Source organism: Streptomyces sp. NPDC027663 (assembly GCF_055566415.1).
Window position 1 is genome coordinate 137,202 of the sequence record NZ_JBVHSK010000014.1, and the last position, 22,516, is coordinate 159,717.

Sequence of the window (22,516 nt, forward strand, 5' to 3'; positions counted from 1 at the left end):
GTCACGTGCGTCGCTGCTTCCGCTAGTCGAGTGTGGCCTGCCCGGGTGCAGCCTGCCACAACCTTGCCGAGTTGCCCGGCGTGTCGGGCACGGGCCCGGGACCGCCGTTATGGCACGGTTACCTGTTCGCAACGCTAAGTGACCAAAATCGTCACCCTGTGCAACTAGCCCCCTCCCGGCGGTCCAGCAAGGCCGCGGGCACCCTGGTGGGAGACCGGACCCAGGGCTCGCAACAGTACTCCATTCGGACCACCTGCGTGGATGGGCGCGCCGCCCAACTTCTGACGAGGGAAGCGACTTGGCCCTTCGCAACCGGTTTTCTCGATCATGAACGTGGCGAACTTCACGCAATCCGGAGAAACGGAACTAATGGTTTCGTCCGTGCGTCCGCGCGTCCGTGCCTCCCTGTCTCGTGCAATCGGCCGGCTGACGTCGTCGAGTACTTCCGTCACGTACGGGATGGGCGGACGAGTTCCGGGTACGTGTGACCGCGAGCACCGCCACCCGCGCCCGGCAAGTCGGCCGCGACGCCTACGCCCCCAGAATCCTCCGCAAGTAGTCGTTCTGGAACAGCCGTTCGGGGTCGAGACGGTCCCGCAGCGCGGTGAACTCGCCGAACCGCGGGTACACCCGGGCGAAGTACTCCGCGTCCCGCGTGTGCACCTTGCCCCAGTGCGGACGGCCCTCGTGCGCCGTGAAGATGCGCTCGGCGGCGGTGAAGTAGGCCTGGTACGGCGTGCCCCGGAACATGTGCACCGCGATGTAGGCACTGTCCCGGCCGGAGGCGGTGGACAGGGTGATGTCGTCGGCCGGGGCGGTGCGCACCTCCACGGGGAAGCTGACCCGCAGGCCCGAGCGCTCGACCATGGTCCTCAGCTCACGCAAAGTCTCCGCCAGGGCCGCGCGCGGGACGGCGTACTCCATCTCCACGAAGCGCACCCGGCGCGGCGAGGTGAAGACCTTGTAGGGGATGTCGGTGTACGTCCGCGCGGACAGCGCCTTGCTGGAGAGCTGCGCGATCGCCGGGACGGCGGCGGGGACGGCGCGGCCCGTCCACTGGGCCACCTGGAAGACGCCGTTGGAGAGGAACTCGTCCTCGAACCAGCCGGCCAGCTGTCCCACCGGCTGCTCGGGGCCCGCGCTGCGGTTGTTGCGCTTGGTGTTGGTGTTCCCGGTGTGCGGGAACCAGTAGAACTCGAAGTGCTCGTTCTCGGCCCACAGCTGGTCGAACTCGGCGAGAACCCGGTCGAAGGGCATGGGTTCCTCGCGCGCCGTGAGCAGGAACAGCGGTTCGACGGCGAACGTGATCGCGCTGACGATGCCGAGGGCGCCGAGCCCGATGCGGGCGGCGGCGAAGACGTCGGGGTTGTCCTTCTCGGAGCAGGTGAGCACCGAGCCGTCGGCCGTGACGAGTTCGAGTCCCTTGATCTGAGCGGCGATGGAGGCCGACTCGCGGCCCGTGCCGTGCGTGCCGGTGCTGATGGCCCCGGAGACGGTCTGCTCCATGATGTCGCCCATGTTGGTGAGCGACAGGCCCTCGCGCGCCAGAGCGGCATTGAGTCTCTTGAGCGGGGTGCCCGCCTCCACCGTGACCGTCATGGACGACCGGTCGATGGTACGGATGCCGGTCAACAGTTGAGGGCGTATCAACACACCGTCGGTGGCGGCTATGGACGTGAAGGAGTGGCCGCTCCCGACGGCCTTCACCTTCAGACCGTCCTCCCGGGCCCGGCCCACCGCGGCGGCCAGTTCGTCCACCGAGGCCGGCGTCACCTGCCGGGCGGGCCGGGCGGAGACATTGCCGCCCCAGTTACGCCAGGTGCCGTTCTTCCCGCTCGCTGTGCTGCTCAACGGTGCCTCCCCGCCCCGAGACCGGCCTGCGCAGCCGGCGGTACCCGAGGAAACCGACCGCGACCGCGACGGCCCCGGACACGGCCGGAACCCCGTACCCGGCCCGCGCCCCGGCTGCGTCGATCACCCAGCCGGCCATGGAGGAGCCGAGCGCGACTCCGACCGCGAGGCCGGTGCTCACCCAGGTCATCCCCTCGGTGAGCTGCGCGCGAGGTACGTGCTCTTCGATGAGGGACATCGTCGTGATCATCGTCGGTGCGATGGACAGCCCCGCAACGAACAGCGCCACGGCCAGAAGCGGCAGGTTTCCGACCAGTAGGAGGGGGATCATACTCACGGCCATGGCCGCCACGCCCAGCAGCCAGCGGCGTTCCGGTGCCCCGGTGAAGCGCAGCAGCCCGAAGAACACGCCGGCCACACAGGAACCGGCCGCGTACAGCGCCAGGACCACACTCGCGGCGCCCTTGTGGCCGCGTTCGTCGGCGAAGGCGACGGTGACCACGTCCACCGCCCCGAAGATCGTGCCGGTCGCCACGAAGGTCGCCACCAGCACCTGAAGCCCCGGCGCGCGCAGGGCGCTGCCGACGCCGCGCCGCTCCTGCGGGTGCGCTTCCGGCTCGGTGGCGCGCTGGGCGGTGAGCCAGAAGACGCCGGCCGCCAGGAAGCAGGCGGCCAGCAAGGGGCCTGCCTCCGGGAACCAGGCCGTGGACAGGCCGATGGAGATGATCGGCCCGAAGATGAAGCAGACCTCGTCCACGACCGACTCGAACGAGTAGGCGGTGTGCAGCTTGGGTGTGCCCCGGTACAGCGCCGCCCAGCGGGCCCGGATCATCGCGCCGAGGCTCGGCACCGTGCCGATTCCGGCGGCGCACACGAACAGCACCCAGTCCGGCCAGTCGAAGTGCGCGGCCAGCAGCAGTCCGGCCGCCGCGGTCAGCGCCACCAAGGTCGCGGGGCGCAGCACCCGGCGCTGTCCGTGCCGGTCCACCAGCCGGGAGATCTGCGGTCCGACCGCCGCGGCGGCCAGTGCGATGGTGGCCGACAGGCCGCCCGCGAGGCCGTAGCGCCCGGTGAGCTGCGAGACCATCGTGACCACGCCGATGCCCATCATCGACAGCGGCATCCGGCCGATGAAGCCGGCGGCGGAGAAGGCCTTGGTGCCGGGCTCGGCGAACAGGGCTCTGTAGGGGCTGGGCACGTGGTCTCCGAACCGGATCAGTAAGGCGCGAATGCGGCTGATACAGATTACAAGTTAGGTGACCCTAATTGAAGTCCACGGAACGTCTGGAAAAACCGCCCTAAACCCTGTGGAACCCGACTCTTCATTCCGCTGTTTCCCCGGTGTCAGCGCCGGGTGGCAGGATCGAGTCATGCCAGACGCGCTCGATGCCACCCCGTACGACGCCCTGCTCCTGCTCTCCTTCGGCGGCCCCGGAGGCCCGGACGACGTGGTTCCGTTCCTGGAGAACGTCACACGCGGGCGCGGCATCCCGAAGGAACGCCTCAAGGAAGTCGGGCAGCACTACTTCCTGTTCGGCGGGGTCAGTCCGATCAACGACCAGAACCGTGCCCTGCTGGACGCCCTGCGCAAGGACTTCGCCGAGCACGGCCTGGACCTGCCCGTCTACTGGGGCAACCGCAACTGGGCGCCCTATCTGACGGACACCCTGCGCGAGATGGTCACCGACGGCCGCCGCCGCGTCCTGGTCCTCGCCACCAGCGCCTACGCCTCCTACTCGGGCTGCCGCCAGTACCGCGAGAACCTGGCCGACGCCCTGGCCACGCTGGCGGCCGAGGGGCTGCAGCTGCCGAAGATCGACAAGCTGCGGCACTACTTCAACCACCCCGGCTTCGTCGAGCCCATGATCGACGGGGTGCTGCGCTCCCTCGCCGACCTCCCCGAGGACGTCCGCGCCGGGGCCCACATCGCCTTCACCACCCACTCCGTCCCGGACTCCGCGGCCGACACCTCCGGCCCCGTCGAGGCGCACGGCGAGGGCGGTGCCTACGTCGAGCAGCACCTCGACGTGGCCCAGCTGATCGCCGACGCCGTCCGCGAGCGCACCGGCATCGACCATCCCTGGCGGCTCGTCTACCAGTCCCGTTCCGGCGCCCCGCACATCCCGTGGCTGGAACCCGACATCTGCGACCACCTCGAGGAGCAGCACGCGGCGGGCGTCCCGGCCGTGGTCATGACCCCGATCGGCTTCGTCTCCGACCACATGGAGGTCCTCTACGACCTCGACACCGAGGCGAAGGCCAAGGCCGAGGAACTGGGCCTGCCGGTGCGCCGCTCGGCCACCGTGGGCGCCGACCCGCGTTTCGCCGCGGCGGTCCGCGAGCTGATCATGGAGCGGTCCGCCGTGGAGCGCGGCCAGGAGGTCACCCCCTGCGCCCTGGGCGCGCTCGGCCCGAGCCACGACGTCTGCCCGGTCGGCTGCTGCCCGGCCCGTGCCCCCCGGCCGGCCGCCGCGGGTGCCGACAGCCCCTACGCGTGAGGAGACCCGTGACCGACCCCCTGCACCGGGACCTGCTCGCGCTGGCCCAGGAGGCCGCCCGCCGCGCCGGCGAGCTGCTGCGCGACGGCCGCCCCGCCGACCTGGCCGTGGCCAGGACGAAGTCCAGCCCGATCGACGTCGTCACCGAGATGGACATCGCGGCGGAGAAGCTGATCACCGATCTGGTCTCCGGCCGGCGACCCGATGACGGCTTCCTCGGCGAGGAGGGCGCCTCCGTCGAGGGCACGAGCGGCATCCGGTGGGTCATCGACCCGCTGGACGGCACCGTCAACTACCTGTACGGGCTGCCGACCTGGGCGGTGTCCATCGCCGCCGAGCAGGACGGCGAGAGCGTCGTCGGGGTCGTCGCGGCTCCGATGCGCGGCGAGACGTACCACGCCGTGCGCGGCGGCGGGGCGTGGGCCACGGGCGCGTGGGAGGGCGAGCGGGCGCTGTCCTGCCGCCCCGCGCCCCCGCTGGACCAGGCGCTGGTCTCCACCGGCTTCAACTACGTCACCGAGGTCCGCACCCACCAGGCCGAGATCGCCGGCCGGCTCGTCCCGCTGCTGCGGGACATCCGGCGCAGCGGCTCGGCGGCGGTCGACCTGTGTGACGTGGCCTGCGGCCGGCTCGACGGGTACTACGAGCGGGGACTGAACGCGTGGGACTACGCGGCGGGTGACCTGATCGCCCGGGAAGCGGGTGCGAGGACCGGTGGACGGCCCGGAGAGCGACCGTCACGGGACCTGACGGTGGCGGGCACCCCGGGCGTCTTCGAGCCCCTTCAGCGGCTGCTGGAGGACTTCGGGGCGTGGCACGACTGAGCGGGGCACGCCCGCTCCGGCACCGCTGGACGCAAAGGACCCCGGCGCTGGATTCGCCGGGGTCCCCTGTTGCGCTTTCGGGCCGATCAGACGCGTGACGCGCCGACCTCCACACCGTGTTCGGCGGCGAGGCGTCGCAGGTCGTCGAGCTCTGCCTGCTCCACCTCGACGAGGAAGTCGTCGCCCTCGTCACGAGCCCGAGACAGGTCGGACTCGGTCGCCTTTATGCGCTGCAGAAGTCCTGCGGTGAAAGCGTCCATGCTGCGCCCCCTCGTCCTGGGTCGTGGGTCGGGTGGCACGGGGGTGTGCCGTATGGAAAGGGGCGGTCACGTCTCTCGCAGATGCCCAGCACTGCCCTGCTGGGCGGCGACGGTGCCGGACACCCACGCCCACTCTGCGAAGCGGATCGCGGAGTACCGCATGTGCTGCGGCACATGCAGAGCGTGATCGCGGGGTGTAAAGCCGTCCTCCCCCCGCTCCCTTCCCCGGAAACCTCAACCGGAAGAGAAAATCTCGCATTCCCGTGCCGGCGCCCGGATCTCTGCGGTCCACACCCCGCCTTACCGCCGACTTATGGCCGAAAAGGGCAGGATGGAGGTCACACCCCACGAACAGCCCTGCCCGTACGCGCCCACGGCGCGCTACGCGGGTGGACAGAGGAAGGACAAGCGACGTGCGCGTACTCGTCGTCGAGGACGAGCAACTGCTCGCGGATGCGGTGGCCACCGGACTGCGCCGGGAGGCCATGGCCGTCGACGTCGTGTACGACGGTGCGGCCGCCCTGGAGCGCATCGGCGTCAACGACTACGACGTGGTCGTCCTCGACCGCGACCTCCCGCTCGTGCACGGCGACGACGTCTGCCGCAAGATCGTCGAGCTGGGCATGCCCACGCGCGTGCTGATGCTCACCGCCTCCGGTGACGTCAGTGACCGGGTCGAGGGCCTGGAGATCGGCGCCGACGACTACCTGCCCAAGCCCTTCGCGTTCAGCGAGCTGATCGCGCGCGTGCGCGCCCTCGGCCGCCGTACCAGCGTGCCCCTGCCGCCGGTGCTGGAGCGCGCCGGCATCAAGCTCGACCCCAACCGCCGCGAGGTCTTCCGCGACGGCAAGGAGGTCCAGCTCGCGCCCAAGGAGTTCGCGGTCCTGGAGGTGCTGATGCGCAGCGAGGGCGCGGTGGTCTCGGCGGAGCAGCTGCTGGAGAAGGCCTGGGACGAGAACACCGACCCGTTCACCAACGTGGTGCGGGTGACGGTGATGACCCTGCGCCGCAAGCTGGGCGAACCGCCCGTCATCGTCACCGTCCCCGGCTCCGGCTACCGGATCTGATCCCGTGGCCACGACACCCGCGCCGCCCCAGGCGCCACCGAAGCCCACCTGGGACCCCCGGAGGCCGCAACCGCCCGTCCCGTGGCTGCGCCCGACCATCCGCATACGGCTCACGCTGCTGTACGGCGGCATGTTCCTGATCGCCGGCATCCTGCTGCTGTCGATCATCTACCTGCTCGCCGCCCAGGCGATCAGCACCGGCAACCAGCCACTGTTCAAGATCATCGGCGGCACCGACATCAAGGTCGCCAGCGACAACTGCCCGGCGATCACCGCGATCAACTCCACCAAGCTGCCGCTGTCCGACTTCAACGAGGGCATCGCCCACTGCGTGGACCTGCAGCGCCAGGCGGCCCTGGACAACCTGCTCAGCCGCTCCCTGCTGGCCCTGCTGGGCCTCGCCGTGATCGCCTTCGCGTTCGGCTACGCGATGGCCGGCCGCGTGCTGTCCCCGCTCGGCCGGATCACCCGCACCGCCCGCCAGGTGGCCGGCTCGGACCTGTCCCGCCGGATCGAGCTGGACGGCCCGGACGACGAGCTGAAGGAGCTGGCCGACACCTTCGACGACATGCTGGAGCGCCTGCAGCGGGCCTTCACCGCCCAGCAGCGCTTCGTCGGCAACGCCTCGCACGAACTGCGCACCCCGCTCGCGATCAACCGCACGCTGCTCGAGGTGCACCTGTCCGACCCGAACGCCCCGGTGGAGCTGCAGCAGCTCGGCAAGACACTGCTGGCCACCAACGAGCGCAGCGAACAGCTGGTCGAGGGATTGCTGCTGCTGGCCCGCAGTGACAACCAGATCGTCGAGCGCAAGCCGGTCGACCTGGCCGAGGTCGCCACGCAGGCCATCGACCAGGTGCACGCCGAGGCCCAGGCCAAGGGCGTGACCATCCACGGCGAGCGCAAGCCGGCCGTGGTGCAGGGCAACGGCGTGCTGCTGGAGCGGATCGCGCTGAACCTGGTGCAGAACGCGGTGCGCTACAACCTGCCCGAGGCCGGCTGGGTCGAGGTGACCACTCAGGTCGAGCACGGGCACGCGGTGCTGACCGTGTCGAACACCGGACCGGTGGTGCCCGCCTACGAGATCGACAATCTTTTCGAGCCCTTCAGACGCCTGCGCACGGAGCGCACGGGCAGTGACAAGGGTGTGGGTCTCGGCCTGTCCATCGTCCGGTCCGTGGCCCGCGCACACGGCGGCCACATCCTGGCCGAACCGCGTGAGGGCGGCGGACTGGTGATGCGGGTCACCCTGCCGCTGTGACCGAAAACGACACACGCGGAGGATGTTCGCTTTGCGCGGAATTTTCAGAGCCCCCGACACGGTTCTTCCTGTGTGATCGATCACATGGACGGATTTCCGGCCATGTACGCACGGTGATCATGACAGAAGGTGGAAAGCCGGGAAAGTCCTGGTTTTCAGGGCTCTTGATCACGGGAAGTACACGGTGAGGCGCCTTTGAGGTGCGGCATTCGAACCGTGTACGGTCCTCACCGCCATCCAAGCCGATCACTCTTGAGGGATCGGGTTGGGTGTCGATTGAGTAACAGACCTTGATGTGAGGCAAAATCTCCGCCTCAGGTCGGGCACAAGTCCGGCCTCTCACGCGTTACGTGCGCTGGAGACACCGCAGACACCCAGAGGGGGAGAGCGTTATGGCAACCGATTACGACACTCCACGCAAGACCGACGACGACGTCGACTCGGACAGTCTCGAAGAGCTGAAGGCCCGGCGGAACGACAAGTCCACTTCGGCGGTGGACGTCGACGAGTTCGAGGCCGCGGAAGGCCTCGAACTGCCCGGTGCCGACCTCTCGAACGAGGAGCTGGCCGTCCGGGTGCTGCCGAAGCAGCAGGACGAGTTCACCTGCATGAGCTGCTTCCTGGTGCACCACCGCAGCCAGCTGGCCCGGGAGAAGAACGGTCAGCCGATCTGCCGCGACTGCGACTGAGGACGGGTCGGCCGTGACTGGCTCGACCCCCTCGCGGAAGCGCCGCTTCTCCCGCGGGAAAGCGGACCAAGGGCCGTCCGACGGCCCGCACGGCGCGCGTGACGACGAGCGGGGCTCTCCCGGAGCGGGAGCCTCGCTCGGACCGGCGGCGGACCGGACGGACCTGCCGGCCCCGGCCGAGCAGCCCCCACCCGTCGCGCGACGCCGGGCAGCGGTCATCCGGGAGAAGGCCCGGGAAGGCGCCCGCAAGGGCGGCAGCCGCGCCCGTGCGGGACTGGGGTACCTCGCGGACCGCATCATCGACATCGCCCCGCGTGTCCCCGTACGCGACCTCGCGACCCTGCGCGGACAGTTCCCCGGCCGCGGGCCCGAGGAGCTGGCCGACAAACTGGTGGCGGGCGCCGCGGCCGGGACCTCGGCGGTCGGAGCCGGGATCGGGGCGGCGGCGATGCTGCCCGTGCCGCCGGCCATGCCGACCGAGCTGGCCGCGGAGATCACCGGGGTCGCCGCGATCGAGCTGAAGCTGATCGCCGAACTCCACGAGGTCTACGGCGTACGCCCACCGGGCAATCTCAAGACCCGCAGCACCGCCTATCTGTCCTCCTGGTCGGGGGAGCGCGGGATCGACGTGACGAAGCCGTCGACGTACGACGCGGCCCTCGGCGGCCGCATGAAGCGTGAACTGCGCCAGCAGATCATGAAGCGGATGGTCCGCGACCTGCCCAACCTCATGCCGTTCATGGTGGGCGCCGCGGTCGGGGCGGTCATGAACCGCCGGGACACCAGAAAGCTCGCGGGACGGATCCGGGCCGACCTCCGCAAGATCCAGGTGCCGTGGGACGAACTGCCGCCACTGCCGCCCCTGGACAAGCCGGCGGAGCCGCTCCGGATGCGCGATCTGCCGAAGGAACTCTAGGCACCCGAGGTGCCTCAGGCGTGCGCCTTCCGGGCCGCCTCGATCGCCGCGGCCAGCTTCTCCGGCTCCCGCGTCGACAGGTACAGGTACGGCGTCGGGTCCTGCGGGTCCGTGACCTCCACGCGCAGCGCCGTCGGGATGTAGGCGCGCAGCAGCAGGAAGGCGCGGGTGTCGGCCTTGTACGTGCGCCAGGCGCGCGCCTCCTCCGCGTCCAGCACCTCCCACGCGCCCAGCGCCGACACCGGGATCTTCGCCTCGCCCGCGATCAGCGAGTCGCCCACGACCCGGATGCGCGGGGAGCCGTAGGCGCTGGCCACCACCGCCGCGGCGGCCGTACCGCCGACCAGGCCGCCGAGCAGCGGCAGGGTGCCGAAGGGCAGCAGGATCAGGGCGAACGAGACACCCACCAGAAAGCTGATCAGCCACCACGAGCGGGGGGCGGTGAGGCGTTCTTCGTAGGGGGCGGCGGAGAGCTGCATGGAGCCAAGCTTGGCACGGGGTCCGCGAATCCCCGCTGTCGGGGGCGGGCGGCGCGAAGCGCCGTCAGGCAGGGCGGTGGCCGGTGACGGGCGGCCGGGTAAGGTCTGCGGCTGTGAGTGGTAGTTCCGCAGCTCTTCAGCCCCCCGCCTACGCGGTGAAACCGATACGGCACCCCGACGCGCCCGCGCCCGGGGAGCTTCTCGGTGCCCACTACGAACACTGTTTCGGCTGTGGTCCCGGGCAGCCGCACGGGCTGCTCCTGGAGGCCCGCGCCGGTGACGGTGTCTCGCTGACCGCCGAGTTCACCGTCCAGCCCGCCCACCAGGGCGCCCCGGGCCTCGCGCACGGCGGAGTACTGGCCACGGCCCTCGACGAGACGCTCGGTTCGCTGAACTGGCTGCTGCGCACCATCGCCGTGACCGGCCGGCTGGAGACCGACTTCGTGCGGCCGGTGCCGGTCGGCACCACACTGCACCTGGAGGCCGAGGTCACCGCCGTCGCCGGCCGGAAGATCTACTCGAGGGCCACCGGGCGGATCGGCGGCCCCGAGGGGCCCGTCGCCGTCCGTGCCGACGCCCTCTTCGTCGAGGTCAAGATCGACCACTTCATCGACCACGGCCGCAAGGAAGAGATCCGGGCCGCCATGGACGACCCTGACCAGGTCCGGCGCGCCCGCGCCTTCGAGGTGAACCCGTGAGCCGCAACCCCCTCGACGTGCTCATCCGGCGCGTCGACCCCGACGTACCGCTTCCGGCGTACGAACACCCGGGTGACGCCGGAGCCGATCTGCGCACCACCGAGCCCTGCGAACTGAAGCCCGGTGAGCGGGCCGTGCTGCCCACGGGTGTATCGATCGCCCTCCCTGAGGGGTACGCGGCCTTCGTGCATCCGCGTTCCGGCCTCGCCGCCCGCTGCGGCGTGGCCCTCGTCAATGCCCCGGGGACGGTTGATGCCGGGTACCGTGGGGAGATCAAGGTGATCGTGGTGAATCTCGACCCGCGCGAGAGCGTGCGGTTCGAGCGCTTCGACCGGATTGCCCAACTGGTCGTCCAGCAGGTCGAGAAGGTCCGCTTCCAGGAGGTCGCGGAGCTTCCCGGCTCCGCGCGGGCCGAAGGGGGCTTCGGGTCCACCGGTGGCCATGCCGCGGTGGGCGACGAGAGCGGCACAAGCGGTCGGGCCGCCGAGGGCGGTCCGACGGGTGGGAATCGATACGCTTCGGTCGTATCCGACCGGGAAGGACAGTGACGTGTTCGGACGTCGCAACAAGAAGGGTGCCGCCGAGGACGCGGCCGGCGAGGCCGAGCAGGTCGTCGACAGCGTCGACACCGAGGCGGACGAGGAAGAGGCCGAGCGCGAGCGCGTCCGGCTGGAGCCCGGGCCCCGGCCCGACGGGCCGTGGGACAGCAGCGAGGTGCGCGACCCGGCCGAGGGCCGCGTGGACCTCGGCGGTCTGTTCGTGCCGGGCGTCGACGGCATGGAGCTGCGGGTCGAGGTCGCCGGTGACGCGATCGTCGCCGCGACCGTCGTGCTGCGGGACAGCGCCATCCAGCTCCAGGCGTTCGCTGCGCCCAAGCGTGAGGGCATCTGGACCGAGGTCCGCGAGGAGATCGCGTCCGGCATCACCCAGCAGGGTGGCATCGTCGACGAGGTCGAGGGTTCCCTCGGCTGGGAGCTGCGGGCCCAGGTGCCGGTGCAGCTGCCCGACGGCACCGGCGGCTTCCAGGTCGTGCGGTTCGTCGGCGTGGACGGCCCGCGCTGGTTCCTGCGCGGTGTGATCTCCGGCCAGGGTGCGGTGCAGCCGCAGGCCGCCGGGCTGCTGGAGCAGATCTTCCGGGACACGGTCGTGGTCCGCGGCGAGGGGCCGATGGCGCCCCGCGACCCGATCGTCCTGAAGCTGCCGAACGACGCCCAGATGGTCCCCGAGGGGGTCCAGCAGGAGGAGGGCTCGCGCTTCTCCGGGGGCATGGGACAGCTGCAGCGGGGACCGGAGATCACCGAGGTTCGCTAGACCGAGGGTCGGTGACGCCTTGGGTCCGGCGTGGAACTGAGGGTCGGTGACTCGTCGGGTTCCGCTGTGGAACTGAGGGTCGCTGAGTCGTTGGGTTCCGCCGTGGCGGCCGGGGGTCGGTGTCTCGTCGGGCTTCGCCGTGGGAATCGAGGGTCGCTGAGTCGTGGGGTTCCGCTGGGGCCGATGGTCGGTGACGCGCTGGGTTCAGCTGTAAGAGGCGGGCCGTGCCTCTTCGGGGGTGCGGTCCGTTTTCGTGTGGGGACCGTCGCGGGGGCTGCTGCCCGTTGCCGGGTGCGGGTGCGTCGTGGCTGGTCGCGCACTTCCCCGCGCCCCTTGCGGGGTGCTGCCCGTTGCCGGGTGCGGGTGTGTTGTGGCTGGTCGCGCGGTTCCCCGCGCCCCTTGCGGGGCGCTGTCGTGGGCTAGGTGCGGGTGTCGGGCCCCTTGCGGGGTGTTGTCGTGGGCTGGTGCCGGTGTGTTGTGACTGGTCGCGCAGTTCCCCGCGCCCCTTATGGGGTGCTGGCGTGGGCCTCTAGCGGGGCTCGCTGCCTCGGCCCTCTGTGCCGGGCTTTGCCCCGGGCCCCTGTGGGGCGTTGCCACCGGGCTGTTGTCCGGGTGGGCCGTGCGTGGTGATACTGGCCGCTCGGTCGACGGGGGAGGCGGCATGGGCGGTCACGTGGCCACCGAGACCATGGTGCGGGTCGAGGGCGTGCACAAGTCGTTCGGGGCCGGCGCTGCCGCCGTGCATGCCCTGCGCGGGGTCTCCTTCGAGGTGCCGCGCGGTGAACTCGTCGCCCTCAAAGGGCGGTCGGGGTCCGGCAAGACCACGCTGCTGAACATCGTCGGCGGTCTGGACGTGCCCGACCAGGGGCGCGTCCAGGTCGAGGGCCGGGATCTCGCCCGGCTCGGCGAGAGCGAGCTGCTGGCGCTGCGCCGGGACCGGATCGGCTTCGTCTTCCAGTCCTTCGGGCTCATACCGATCCTCAGCGCCGCCGAGAACGTCGGAGTGCCGCTGCGGCTGCGCCGTGCCGACCCGCGCGAGCGGGAGGAGCGGGTCGAGCTGCTGCTCTCCCTCGTGGGGCTCGCCGGGCACGCGGCCCAGCGGCCCGGCGAGCTGTCCGGCGGCCAGCAGCAGCGGGTCGCCATCGCCCGGGCCCTCGCCAACCGCCCGGCGTTGCTCATAGCCGACGAGCCCACCGGCCAGCTCGACGCCGAGACCGGGCATGCCGTCATGGAGCTGCTGCGGGCCGTCGTGCACCGCGAACAGGTCACCGCCCTGGTCGCCACGCACGACGCGACGCTGCTGGACCTGGCCGACCGGGTACTGGAGCTGCGCGACGGCGAGATCGCCGAGGACTGAGCAGTCCCGGAGATCGCCGAAACGCTGAGCGGTCCGGCAGTTCACCGGGTAGTGAGCGTTCAGGAGATCGCTAGGACTGGACCGTGGAGGAGATCGCCGCACACCGAGCGGTCCGGGAGATCGCCGACCACTGGACCGTTCCGCAGATCGCCGAGGACTTGGGCGTGCGGAAGAGCGCTGAGCACGGAGAAGTCCGGGGGGTCATCGAGGACTGCGGGGCCGGTCGGCGGGGAGCGCTGTGGGCTGTGTGCCGGCTGGGTCTCGGCTCGCTCATCAGGGATGCGTCAAAGTTGTCCGCTGCTCGCCTCCCTGTCCCGTTTGCCGTGATTGTTGGCCGTAGGGTCGACGCTGCGTAGACAAAAGGCGCGGGAAGACAATGAGGCCATGGCACGCGGCAAGCTTCGGATCTACCTCGGTGCGGCACCGGGCGTCGGCAAGACCTACGCCATGCTCTCCGAGGCGCACCGCCGGATGGAGCGGGGCACCGACTGCGTCGTCGCGTTCGTGGAGCACCACGGCCGGCCGCGCACCGAGGTGATGCTGCACGGCCTGGAGCAGGTGCAGCGCAAGGAGATCGAGTACCGGGGCGGCCTCTTCACCGAGATGGACGTGGACGCCGTACTGCGCCGGGCCCCCGCGGTCGCCGTCGTGGACGAGCTGGCCCACACCAACGTCCCCGGTTCCCGCAACGCCAAGCGCTGGCAGGACGTCGAGGAACTCCTCGCCGCCGGCATCGACGTCGTCTCGACCGTCAACATCCAGCACCTGGAGTCGCTCGGCGACGTGGTCGAGTCGATCACCGGGGTGCGGCAACGGGAGACCGTCCCGGACGAGGTCGTGCGCCGGGCCGACCAGATCGAGCTGGTCGACATGTCCCCGCAGGCGCTGCGCCGCCGCATGGCCCACGGCAACATCTACCAGCCGGACAAGGTCGACGCGGCCCTGTCGAACTATTTCCGGCCCGGCAACCTGACCGCTCTGCGCGAGCTGGCGCTGCTGTGGGTGGCCGACCGGGTCGACGAGTACCTCACCGAGTACCGCAGCGAGCACCGGGTCTCGAAGATATGGGGCTCCCGGGAGCGGATCGTGGTCGGCCTCACCGGCGGTCCCGAGGGGCGCACCCTGATCCGGCGCGCTGCGCGCCTGGCGGAGAAGGGCGCCGGCGGCGAGGTGCTCGCCGTCTACATCTCCCGCAGCGACGGCCTGACCTCCGCCTCCCCGAAGGAGCTGGCCGTCCAGCGCACCCTGGTGGAGGACCTCGGCGGCACCTTCCACCACGTCGTCGGCGACGACATACCGGCCGCCCTGCTGGACTTCGCCCGGGGCGTGAACGCCACCCAGATCGTGCTGGGCTCCTCGCGCCGCAAGGCCTGGCAGTACGTGTTCGGGCCGGGCGTCGGCGCCACGGTCGCCCGCGAGTCCGGTCCCGACCTCGACGTCCACATCGTCACCCACGAGGAGGTCGCCAAGGGGCGCGGGCTGCCCGTGGCCCGCGGCGCGCGGCTCGGGCGGGCCCGGATCCTCTGGGGCTGGGCGGTCGGCCTGGCCGGCCCCGCGGTCCTCGCGGTGCTGCTGAACACCGTCGATCTCGGCCTCGCCAACGACATGCTGCTGTTCCTGGCCGTCACCGTCGCCGCGGCCCTGCTCGGCGGCCTGCTGCCGGCCCTGGCCTCGGCGGCCTTCGGGTCGCTGCTGCTGAACTACTTCTACACCCCGCCGCTGCACCGGCTGACGATCGCCGATCCCAAGAACATCGTCGCCATCGCGATCTTCTTCGGCGTCGGCATGTCGGTCGCGTCGGTGGTCGACCTCGCCGCCCGCCGTACCCACCAGGCCGCCCGGCTGCGCGCCGAGTCCGAGATACTCTCCTTCCTCGCCGGGAACGTGCTGCGCGGCGAGACCAGCCTGGAGGAGCTGCTGGAACGGGTCCGCGAGACCTTCGCCATGGAGTCGGCCGCCCTGCTGGAGCGCGAGAGCGACGTGGCGCCCTGGGCGTGCGCGGGCCGCGCCGGTTTCGGGCCGCCGCTGGAACGTCCCGAGGACGCCGACGTCGACATGCCGGTCGGCGACCACCTGGCGCTCGCGCTCACCGGCCGGGTGCTGCCCGCCGAGGACCGCAGGGTGCTCGCCGCCTTCGCCGCGCAGGCAGCCGTCGTCCTGGACCGCAGGCGCCTGCAGGAGGAGGCCGACCAGGCCCGGGCGCTCGCCGAGGGCAACCGCATCCGCACCGCCCTGCTGGCCGCCGTCAGCCACGACCTGCGCACCCCCCTGGCCGGCATCAAGGCCGCGGTGTCGTCCCTGCGCTCCGACGACGTGGCCTGGTCCGAGGAGGACCAGGCGGAGCTGCTGGAGGGCATCGAGGAGGGCGCCGACCGCCTCGACCACCTGGTGGGCAACCTCCTCGACATGTCCCGGCTGCAGACCGGCACGGTCACTCCGCTGATCCGGGAGATCGACGTCGACGAGGTCGTACCGATGGCTCTCGGGGGCGTACCCGAGGACAGCGTCGAGCTGGACGTGCCCGAGACGCTGCCCATGGTCGCCGTCGACCCCGGGCTGCTGGAGCGGTCGGTGGCCAACCTGGTGGAGAACGCCGTCAAGTACAGCCCGCACGGGAAGCGCGTCCTGGTGTCCGCGAGCGCCATCGCCGAGCGGGTGGAGGTGCGTGTGGTGGACCGCGGGCCCGGCGTGCCGGACGAGGCCAAGGAACGCATCTTCGAGCCCTTCCAGCGGTACGGTGACGCTCCGCGCGGTGCCGGCGTCGGGCTCGGCCTCGCGGTCGCCCGCGGCTTCGCCGAGGCCATGGGCGGCACGCTCAACGCCGAGGACACACCGGGTGGCGGGCTCACCATGGTGCTCAGCCTCCGCGCGGCCGGACCGCGCCCCGAGCACCTCGGCCCGCCCGCGGACATCGCAGAACCGGAAAGGCAGGTCCTATGACGACCCGGGTGCTCGTGGTCGACGACGAGCCGCAGATCGTGCGCGCCCTCGTGATCAACCTCAAGGCGCGCAAGTACGAGGTCGACGCGGCTCCCGACGGCAGGACCGCCCTCGAACTCGCCGCCTCCCGTCACCCCGACGTGGTCGTCCTCGACCTGGGCCTGCCCGACATGGACGGCGTCGAGGTGATCAAGGGCCTGCGCGGCTGGACCCGGGTGCCGATCCTGGTGTTGTCCGCGCGCCACTCCTCCGACGAGAAGGTCGAGGCGCTCGACGCGGGCGCCGACGACTACGTGACCAAGCCGTTCGGCATGGACGAGCTGCTGGCACGGCTGCGGGCCGCCGTCCGGCGGGCCGAGCCGGCCGGGCCGGGCGAGGAGGACCTCACGACCGTGGAGACCGAGGGCTTCACCGTCGATCTGGCCGCCAAGAAGGTCAACCGCGCCGGCAAGGACGTCCGGCTCACCCCGACCGAGTGGCACCTGCTGGAGGTGCTGGTCCGCAACACCGGCCGGCTGGTCAGCCAGAAGCAGCTGCTGCAGGAGGTGTGGGGGCCGTCCTACGGGACCGAGACCAACTACCTGCGCGTCTACATGGCCCAGCTGCGGCGCAAGCTGGAGGCCGACCCGTCGCACCCCGAGCACTTCATCACCGAACCCGGGATGGGTTACCGGTTCGAGAAGTGAGGCGCAGGGGGCCGCAGGAGCGGGGCCGTCCTGTCGGGGTGGTTGCATCACCGGAACGGAGGGGCCGCCGGATCGGGGAGAGGTCGCCGCAACGGGAGGGGCCGCTGGAACGGGAAGGGTCGCTGGAACCGGAGGGGCCGCCGGTTCGAGAGGTGAGCCGTCGTTCCGGAGCCACCTGTTCGAGACCGTCCGGGTTCGGGACCATCCGGGCCGCCTGCTCGCGTCTATCCGCGCTGCTCGTTCGCGTCGATCCGCGCCGCCTGCTCGCGTCGGTCAGGGTTGCCCGTTCGCGTCGGTCCGCGCTGCCCGTTCGCGCCGGTCGGCGCCGCCCGTTCGCGTGGATCCGGGTCGCCCGTTCGCGTAGCTCCGTGCTGCCCGTTCGCGACGATCCGGGGCCGCCTGTCCGAGACACGAGCTGCCCTACGGTCCGGTCGGTGCTCCCCGGTACCCTTCACGTATGAGTGCTGTTCCTCGTTCCGAAAAGCCGGCCGGCCGGTTCCGGCGCATGCTCGACCGGCTCTCCTCGTCGCAGGAGGACCTGGAGTCCGAGGAGCTGCGCGAGGACGCCGAGACGGCGGGCTGTACGAAGATCGGTGACTGCCGTGACCGGCAGATCGTCACGGTAACTGGTACCTTGCGCACGGTCACCCTGCGCCCCCGCGCCGGCGTCCCGGCCCTGGAGGCCGAACTGTTCGACGGCTCCGCCGCGCTGGACGTGGTGTGGCTCGGCAGGCGTTCCATCGTGGGCATAGAACCGGGGCGCAAGCTGATCGCATCAGGCCGGATCTCGATGAGCCGAGGCCGCCGGGTGCTGTTCAACCCGAAATACGAACTGCGACCCCTTGGACGGGAGTAGCCGGTGACGTCCCTCGACAAGCCGACCGAAGACGCCGACCAGACCCCGCCCCACGACGCCCGCGCGCTGACCGAGGCCGCGCTGTTCGAGGCGTTCGGCGGAGTGCGCGGCATGGTCGAGACGGTCGTGCCGGGCCTGCTCTTCGTCGCGATCTTCACGATCAAGAAGGACCTGCACGTCTCCGCGATCGCCGCGCTGGCCGTGTCCCTGATCCTGGTCGTGGTCCGGCTGGCCATGAAGGACACCGTCAAGCACGCCTTCAGCGGTGTCTTCGGCGTCGCCTTCGGTGTCGTGTTCGCGATGTTCACGGGCAACGCCAAGGACTTCTACCTCCCCGGCATGATCTACACGCTCGGCCTGGCGCTGGCGTACATCATCACGACCCTCGCCGGTGTTCCCCTGATCGGCCTCATCCTCGGCCCGGTCTTCAAGGAGAACCTCTCCTGGTGCACCCGCAACCCCGGCCGCAAGAGGGCGTATGCGAAGGCGAGCTGGGCCTGGGGCCTGATCCTGCTCGCCAAGTGCGCGATTCTCTTCCCGCTGTACTGGTGGGCCGACACCACCCAGCTCGGCTGGGTCCTGGTCGCCCTGAAGATCCCGCCGTTCCTGCTGGCGGTATGGCTGACCTGGGTCTTCCTCGCCAAGGCGCCCGCGCCGATCGACGTCTTCGCGGAGATGGAGGCCGAGGAGCAGGCGGAGAAGGCGGAGAAGGAACGCAAGGCCGCGCTGGCCGCCGAGGGTGGCGACGCGACCGGAGGACGGCACCGCCGGGAGGCGTGAGCAGCAGTCGTACGACGAAGAAGGGCGCCCTTGCTGTCGAGGGCGCCCTTCTCCCATGCGGTCAGGCCTGTTCGCGCCGTACCGACAGCAGCTCCTCCAGCTGCTCCTCCCGGGCCTGCGCGGCCACGAAGAGCAGCTCGTCGCCCGCCTCCAGGGAGTCGTCCTTGGTGGGGGTCAGGACCCGGGTGCCGCGGATGATCGTGACCAGCGAGGTGTCCTGCGGCCATTCCACGTCGCCGACCTGGGTGCCGGCCAGGGCCGACTCCTCGGGCAGGGTCAGCTCGACCAGGTTGGCGTCGCCGTGGCTGAAGCGGAGCAGCCGGACCAGGTCGCCGACGCTCACCGCCTCCTCGACCAGGGCGGACATCAGACGCGGGGTGGAGACGGCGACGTCGACGCCCCAGGCCTCGTTGAACAGCCACTCGTTCTTGGGGTTGTTCACGCGGGCCACGACGCGCGGAACGCCGTACTCCGTCTTGGCGAGCAGCGAGACGACCAGGTTGACCTTGTCGTCACCGGTCGCGGCGATCACGACGTTGCAGCGCTGCAGCGCCGCCTCGTCCAGGGAGGTGATCTCACAGGCATCGGCGAGCAGCCACTCCGCCTGCGGGACGCGCTCGACCGAGATGGCGGTCGGCGCCTTGTCGATCAACAGGACCTCGTGGCCGTTCTCCAGCAGCTCGCCCGCGATCGAGCGGCCGACGGCGCCGGCCCCGGCAATGGCGACCCTCATCAGTGACCGCCCTCCTCTTCCGGGCCACCGGCGAACGCCGCCTCGACCTTCTCCACCTCGTCCGTCCGCATCATCACGTGCACGAGGTCGCCCTCCTGCAGCACCGTCTGGGAGGTGGGCAGGATCGCCTCGCCCAGGCGGGTCAGGAACGCCACCCGGACGCCCGTCTCCTCCTGCAGCTTGCTGATCTTGTGGCCGACCCACTTCGCGGAGGCGTGCACCTCGGCGAGCTGCACTCCGCCGGTGGGGTCGCGCCACAGCGGCTCGGCCCCGGAGGGGAGCAGCCGGCGCAGCATCTGGTCGGCGGTCCAGCGGACCGTGGCCACGGTGGGGATGCCCAGCCGCTGGTAGACCTCGGCGCGGCGCGGGTCGTAGATGCGGGCGGCCACGTTCTCCACGCCGAACATCTCGCGGGCCACACGGGCGGAGATGATGTTGGAGTTGTCACCGCTGGAGACGGCGGCGAAGGCGCCGGCTTCCTCGATGCCCGCCTCGCGCAGGGTGTCCTGGTCGAAGCCGACCCCGGTGACCCGGCGGCCCCCGAAGCCCGGTCCCAGCCGGCGGAAGGCGGTGGGGTCCTGGTCGATCACGGCGACCGTGTGTCCCTGTTGCTCCAGGGTCTGGGCAAGAGCGGAACCCACTCTTCCGCAGCCCATGATGACGATGTGCACGACCGTCCTTCCGGTGTCCAAAAGTTGCTGCTCAGCATCAGGGTCTCAGACCGAGGCCCAAAGCTACACACGGGCGTCACTCGGGGGGCACCCCCGTGCCCGAGGACGCGGTTTCCGCCGTCGAGTGATGCTGCGCACGCTGCACAGGGTCAGGATTCCGAGGCAGGTCAGGGCGAGCAGTGCCCCGATCAGCTCCGCGGTCGCGGGCATGGAACCTCCGAAGTGCGTCGACAGGCGGGGTTTGCCATCTAGGCACGGGGGGCACTTCATCCACGGATTCCGCAGTTCCGTGCGCCCCCGATTTCACTCGTGAGGCAGATCCAGCACGCCGGGTGGGCGGGTGCCAGTTCGAAGGCTTACGATCCTCTCTCGTGTCCAAACTGACCGACGTGCCCAAACGGATCCTGATCGGGCGCGCACTGCGCAGTGACCGGCTGGGCGAAACGCTCCTGCCCAAGCGCATCGCACTCCCCGTCTTCGCCTCCGACCCGCTGTCCTCCGTCGCCTACGCGCCGGGGGAGGTCCTGCTGGTCCTGTCCATCGCGGGCGTGTCGGCGTACCACTTCAGCCCCTGGATCGCCGTCGCGGTCGTCGTGCTGATGTTCACCGTTGTCGCCTCCTACCGGCAGAACGTGCATGCCTACCCGAGCGGCGGCGGCGACTACGAGGTCGCGACCACCAACCTCGGCCCCAAGGCCGGCCTCACCGTGGCCAGCGCCCTGCTCGTGGACTACGTCCTGACCGTCGCCGTCTCCATCGCCTCCGGCATCGAGAACCTCGGCTCCGCGATCCCCTTCGTGGTCGAGCACAAGGTCTCCTGCGCGGTCGGCGTGATCGTGCTGCTGACCCTGATGAACCTGCGTGGCGTGAAGGAGTCGGGCAAGCTCTTCGCCATCCCGACCTTCGTGTTCGTCGGCGGCGTCTTCATCATGATCCTGTGGGGCGCCTTCCGCGGCCTGGTCCTCGGCGACACCATGCGCGCCCCCACGGCCGACTACCACATCAAGGCCGAACACCAGGGCCTGGCGGGCTTCGCGCTCGTCTTCCTGCTGCTGCGCGCCTTCTCCTCCGGCTGTGCGGCCCTCACCGGTGTCGAGGCCATCTCCAACGGCGTCCCGGCCTTCCGCAAGCCCAAGTCGAAGAACGCGGCGACCACGCTCGCCATGATGGGCCTGCTCGCCGTGACCATGTTCTGCGGCATCATCGCCCTCGCCATGGCCACCAAGGTCCGCATGGCCGAGCACCCGGCCACCGACCTGCTCCGCAACGGCACCCCGGTCGGCTCCGGCTACGTCCAGAACCCGGTGATCTCCCAGGTCGGCGAGGCGGTCTTCGGCAAGGGCAGCTTCCTGTTCATCCTGCTCGCCGCAGCCACCGCCCTGGTCCTGTTCCTCGCCGCCAACACGGCGTACAACGGCTTCCCGCTGCTCGGCTCGATCCTCGCCCAGGACCGCTACCTCCCGCGCCAGCTGCACACCCGCGGCGACCGCCTCGCCTTCTCCAACGGCATCGTGCTGCTCGCGGGCGCCGCGACCCTGCTGGTGTTCATCTACGGCGCGGACTCCACCCGGCTGATCCAGCTGTACATCGTCGGCGTGTTCGTGTCCTTCACGCTCAGCCAGACCGGCATGGTCCGGCACTGGAACCGCCACCTCGCCGTCGAGAAGGACCAGGCCAAGCGCCGCCGCATGATCCGCTCCCGCGCGATCAACACGTTCGGCGCCTTCTTCACCGGCCTGGTGCTCGTCGTCGTCCTGGTCACCAAGTTCACCCACGGTGCCTGGGTCGCCCTGCTCGGCATGTGCATCTTCTACGCGACGATGACCTCCATCCGCCGGCACTACGACCGGGTCGCGGAGGAGATCGCCGCGCCCGAGGGCCCGCCGAGCGACGACCTGGTCCGCCCGTCCCGGGTGCACTCGGTCGTCCTGATCTCCAAGATCCACCGCCCCACGCTGCGTGCCCTCGCCTACGCCAAGCTCATGCGCTCGGACACGCTGGAGGCGCTGACCGTCAACGTCGACCCGCCCGAGACCAAGGCGCTGCGCGAGGAGTGGGAGCGGCGCGGGATCGACGTCCCGCTGAAGGTCCTCGACTCGCCGTACCGCGAGATCACGCGGCCGATCATCGAGTACGTCAAGAGCCTGCGCAAGGAGTCCCCGCGCGACGCGGTCTCCGTGATCATCCCCGAGTACGTGGTCGGCCACTGGTACGAGCACCTGCTGCACAACCAGAGCGCCCTGCGCCTGAAGGGCCGCCTGCTCTTCACCCCCGGCGTCATGGTCACCTCCGTCCCTTACCAGCTCCAGTCCTCCGAGGCCGCCCGGGCCCGCGCCCGCAAGCGCCAGGAGTGGAACGCGCCGGGCGCCGTCCGGCGGGGACCGGCCGAGGAGCGGGCGAAGGAGCCGTCCGCGAAGGAGTGAGGCGGGGTTCTCCGGCCGGCCACGCGAATGCCGGCCGGGCGGTGACGTGAGCGTCGGCCGGGCTGACGCGAGGGTTCTCCGGGCGGTGACTGACCGTGGGCCGGGGCTGACGCGAGGGTTCGCCGGGCGGTGGTGTGAGTGTCGGCCGGGGTTCGCCCGGCGGTGACGTGAGCGTCGGCCGGGGGGCGAGGCCGGCCCCCCGCCGAGGACCGGGGC

General features: G+C 70.8%; 21 protein-coding genes. 15 read left to right on the forward strand and 6 right to left on the reverse strand.

All coding sequences use genetic code 11. The features are described 5' to 3' along the window. Window positions 1–531: 531 nt before the first annotated feature. Together ACZ4SF_RS30095 and ACZ4SF_RS30100 are read right to left on the reverse strand one after the other, a co-directional pair. Window positions 532–1,851 (reverse strand): D-arabinono-1,4-lactone oxidase, encoded by a 1,320-nt coding sequence (locus ACZ4SF_RS30095; protein ID WP_468390401.1) that lies wholly within the window; start codon window positions 1,849–1,851, stop codon window positions 532–534. Then, window positions 1,811–3,049: an MFS transporter gene (locus tag ACZ4SF_RS30100; protein WP_468390404.1), complete on the reverse strand. Its 1,239-nt coding sequence runs from the start codon at window positions 3,047–3,049 to the stop codon at window positions 1,811–1,813. The genes ACZ4SF_RS30095 and ACZ4SF_RS30100 overlap by 41 nt, the downstream gene beginning before the upstream one ends. Before the next feature lie 172 nt (window positions 3,050–3,221). Here ACZ4SF_RS30100 and ACZ4SF_RS30105 point away from each other — a divergent pair, with 172 nt between their 5' ends. Beyond that, window positions 3,222–4,349, forward strand: a complete 1,128-nt coding sequence (locus tag ACZ4SF_RS30105) for a ferrochelatase (RefSeq protein ID WP_468390407.1) — start codon at window positions 3,222–3,224, stop codon at window positions 4,347–4,349. Window positions 4,350–4,357: 8 nt separating this feature from the next. Beyond that, window positions 4,358–5,173, forward strand: a complete 816-nt coding sequence (locus tag ACZ4SF_RS30110) for an inositol monophosphatase family protein (protein WP_468390410.1) — start codon at window positions 4,358–4,360, stop codon at window positions 5,171–5,173. An 86-nt stretch (window positions 5,174–5,259) separates the two neighbouring features. On the opposite strand, the gene ACZ4SF_RS30115 is transcribed toward ACZ4SF_RS30110, so the two are convergent. Further along, window positions 5,260–5,433 carry a hypothetical protein gene (locus tag ACZ4SF_RS30115; RefSeq protein WP_167381439.1) on the reverse strand — a complete coding sequence of 58 codons (174 nt, stop codon included), beginning with the start codon at window positions 5,431–5,433 and terminating at the stop codon, window positions 5,260–5,262. Window positions 5,434–5,846: 413 nt separating this feature from the next. Here ACZ4SF_RS30115 and ACZ4SF_RS30120 point away from each other — a divergent pair, with 413 nt between their 5' ends. The 4 genes from ACZ4SF_RS30120 (at window position 5,847) to ACZ4SF_RS30135 (ending at window position 9,366) form a co-directional block, all read left to right on the forward strand. Further along, window positions 5,847–6,500: a response regulator transcription factor gene (locus ACZ4SF_RS30120; protein ID WP_003993508.1), complete on the forward strand. Its 654-nt coding sequence runs from the start codon at window positions 5,847–5,849 to the stop codon at window positions 6,498–6,500. 4 nt (window positions 6,501–6,504) lie between these two features. Continuing rightward, entirely contained in the window at window positions 6,505–7,761 is a 1,257-nt protein-coding gene (locus ACZ4SF_RS30125) for a sensor histidine kinase (protein ID WP_468390413.1), read from the forward strand. A gap of 392 nt (window positions 7,762–8,153) precedes the next feature. Then, on the forward strand, window positions 8,154–8,450 hold the full coding sequence (locus ACZ4SF_RS30130; RefSeq protein WP_005481602.1) for a DUF4193 domain-containing protein: 297 nt from the start codon (window positions 8,154–8,156) through the stop codon (window positions 8,448–8,450). Window positions 8,451–8,463: 13 nt separating this feature from the next. Next, on the forward strand, window positions 8,464–9,366 hold the full coding sequence (locus ACZ4SF_RS30135; protein ID WP_468390416.1) for a hypothetical protein: 903 nt from the start codon (window positions 8,464–8,466) through the stop codon (window positions 9,364–9,366). Between the two features lie 14 nt (window positions 9,367–9,380). On the opposite strand, the gene ACZ4SF_RS30140 is transcribed toward ACZ4SF_RS30135, so the two are convergent. Next, the gene (locus tag ACZ4SF_RS30140) at window positions 9,381–9,845 is read right to left on the reverse strand and encodes a DUF3093 domain-containing protein (RefSeq protein ID WP_468390419.1); all 465 of its coding nucleotides are present in this window, start codon (window positions 9,843–9,845) and stop codon (window positions 9,381–9,383) included. Window positions 9,846–9,958: 113 nt separating this feature from the next. Between ACZ4SF_RS30140 and ACZ4SF_RS30145 the strand changes: the two genes are divergently transcribed. The 8 genes from ACZ4SF_RS30145 (at window position 9,959) to ACZ4SF_RS30180 (ending at window position 18,473) form a co-directional block, all read left to right on the forward strand. Continuing rightward, window positions 9,959–10,543 (forward strand): PaaI family thioesterase, encoded by a 585-nt coding sequence (locus ACZ4SF_RS30145; RefSeq protein ID WP_468390422.1) that lies wholly within the window; start codon window positions 9,959–9,961, stop codon window positions 10,541–10,543. Further along, on the forward strand, window positions 10,540–11,091 hold the full coding sequence (dut, locus tag ACZ4SF_RS30150) for a dUTP diphosphatase (RefSeq protein WP_468390425.1): 552 nt from the start codon (window positions 10,540–10,542) through the stop codon (window positions 11,089–11,091). The genes ACZ4SF_RS30145 and dut overlap by 4 nt, the downstream gene beginning before the upstream one ends. 1 nt (window position 11,092) lies before the next feature. Next, window positions 11,093–11,854 (forward strand): DUF3710 domain-containing protein, encoded by a 762-nt coding sequence (locus ACZ4SF_RS30155; protein ID WP_468390427.1) that lies wholly within the window; start codon window positions 11,093–11,095, stop codon window positions 11,852–11,854. A gap of 661 nt (window positions 11,855–12,515) precedes the next feature. Next, complete coding sequence (locus ACZ4SF_RS30160; RefSeq protein ID WP_468390430.1) at window positions 12,516–13,211, forward strand: ABC transporter ATP-binding protein; 696 nt, start codon at window positions 12,516–12,518, stop codon at window positions 13,209–13,211. 384 nt (window positions 13,212–13,595) lie between these two features. Further along, on the forward strand, window positions 13,596–16,151 hold the full coding sequence (locus tag ACZ4SF_RS30165; RefSeq protein WP_468390432.1) for an ATP-binding protein: 2,556 nt from the start codon (window positions 13,596–13,598) through the stop codon (window positions 16,149–16,151). Beyond that, window positions 16,148–16,837: a response regulator gene (locus ACZ4SF_RS30170; protein WP_468390435.1), complete on the forward strand. Its 690-nt coding sequence runs from the start codon at window positions 16,148–16,150 to the stop codon at window positions 16,835–16,837. The genes ACZ4SF_RS30165 and ACZ4SF_RS30170 overlap by 4 nt, the downstream gene beginning before the upstream one ends. Before the next feature lie 457 nt (window positions 16,838–17,294). Further along, window positions 17,295–17,693, forward strand: coding sequence for an OB-fold nucleic acid binding domain-containing protein (locus ACZ4SF_RS30175; protein WP_093474051.1), 399 nt, complete (start codon window positions 17,295–17,297; stop codon window positions 17,691–17,693). A gap of 3 nt (window positions 17,694–17,696) precedes the next feature. Continuing rightward, on the forward strand, window positions 17,697–18,473 hold the full coding sequence (locus ACZ4SF_RS30180; protein ID WP_468390438.1) for a DUF3159 domain-containing protein: 777 nt from the start codon (window positions 17,697–17,699) through the stop codon (window positions 18,471–18,473). A 61-nt stretch (window positions 18,474–18,534) separates the two neighbouring features. Here ACZ4SF_RS30180 and ACZ4SF_RS30185 read toward each other — a convergent pair whose 3' ends face one another. Further along, window positions 18,535–19,206, reverse strand: coding sequence for a potassium channel family protein (locus tag ACZ4SF_RS30185; protein WP_201839947.1), 672 nt, complete (start codon window positions 19,204–19,206; stop codon window positions 18,535–18,537). Then, entirely contained in the window at window positions 19,206–19,877 is a 672-nt protein-coding gene (locus tag ACZ4SF_RS30190; RefSeq protein ID WP_468390443.1) for a potassium channel family protein, read from the reverse strand. Before ACZ4SF_RS30190 ends, ACZ4SF_RS30185 begins: the two co-directional genes overlap by 1 nt. A gap of 371 nt (window positions 19,878–20,248) precedes the next feature. On the opposite strand from ACZ4SF_RS30190, the gene ACZ4SF_RS30195 reads away from it, so the two are divergent. Further along, window positions 20,249–22,300, forward strand: a complete 2,052-nt coding sequence (locus ACZ4SF_RS30195) for an APC family permease (RefSeq protein ID WP_468390446.1) — start codon at window positions 20,249–20,251, stop codon at window positions 22,298–22,300. Window positions 22,301–22,516: the final 216 nt, after the last annotated feature.

Coding starts and splice junctions, on each gene's coding strand:
- ACZ4SF_RS30165 (WP_468390432.1), top strand. CDS start 13,596: ATGGCACGCGGCAAGCTTCGGATCTACCTCGGTGCGGCACCGGGCGTC.
- ACZ4SF_RS30115 (WP_167381439.1), bottom strand. CDS start 5,433: ATGGACGCTTTCACCGCAGGACTTCTGCAGCGCATAAAGGCGACCGAG.
- ACZ4SF_RS30130 (WP_005481602.1), top strand. CDS start 8,154: ATGGCAACCGATTACGACACTCCACGCAAGACCGACGACGACGTCGAC.
- ACZ4SF_RS30105 (WP_468390407.1), top strand. CDS start 3,222: ATGCCAGACGCGCTCGATGCCACCCCGTACGACGCCCTGCTCCTGCTC.
- ACZ4SF_RS30170 (WP_468390435.1), top strand. CDS start 16,148: ATGACGACCCGGGTGCTCGTGGTCGACGACGAGCCGCAGATCGTGCGC.
- ACZ4SF_RS30160 (WP_468390430.1), top strand. CDS start 12,516: ATGGGCGGTCACGTGGCCACCGAGACCATGGTGCGGGTCGAGGGCGTG.
- ACZ4SF_RS30175 (WP_093474051.1), top strand. CDS start 17,295: ATGAGTGCTGTTCCTCGTTCCGAAAAGCCGGCCGGCCGGTTCCGGCGC.
- ACZ4SF_RS30140 (WP_468390419.1), bottom strand. CDS start 9,845: ATGCAGCTCTCCGCCGCCCCCTACGAAGAACGCCTCACCGCCCCCCGC.
- ACZ4SF_RS30185 (WP_201839947.1), bottom strand. CDS start 19,206: ATGAGGGTCGCCATTGCCGGGGCCGGCGCCGTCGGCCGCTCGATCGCG.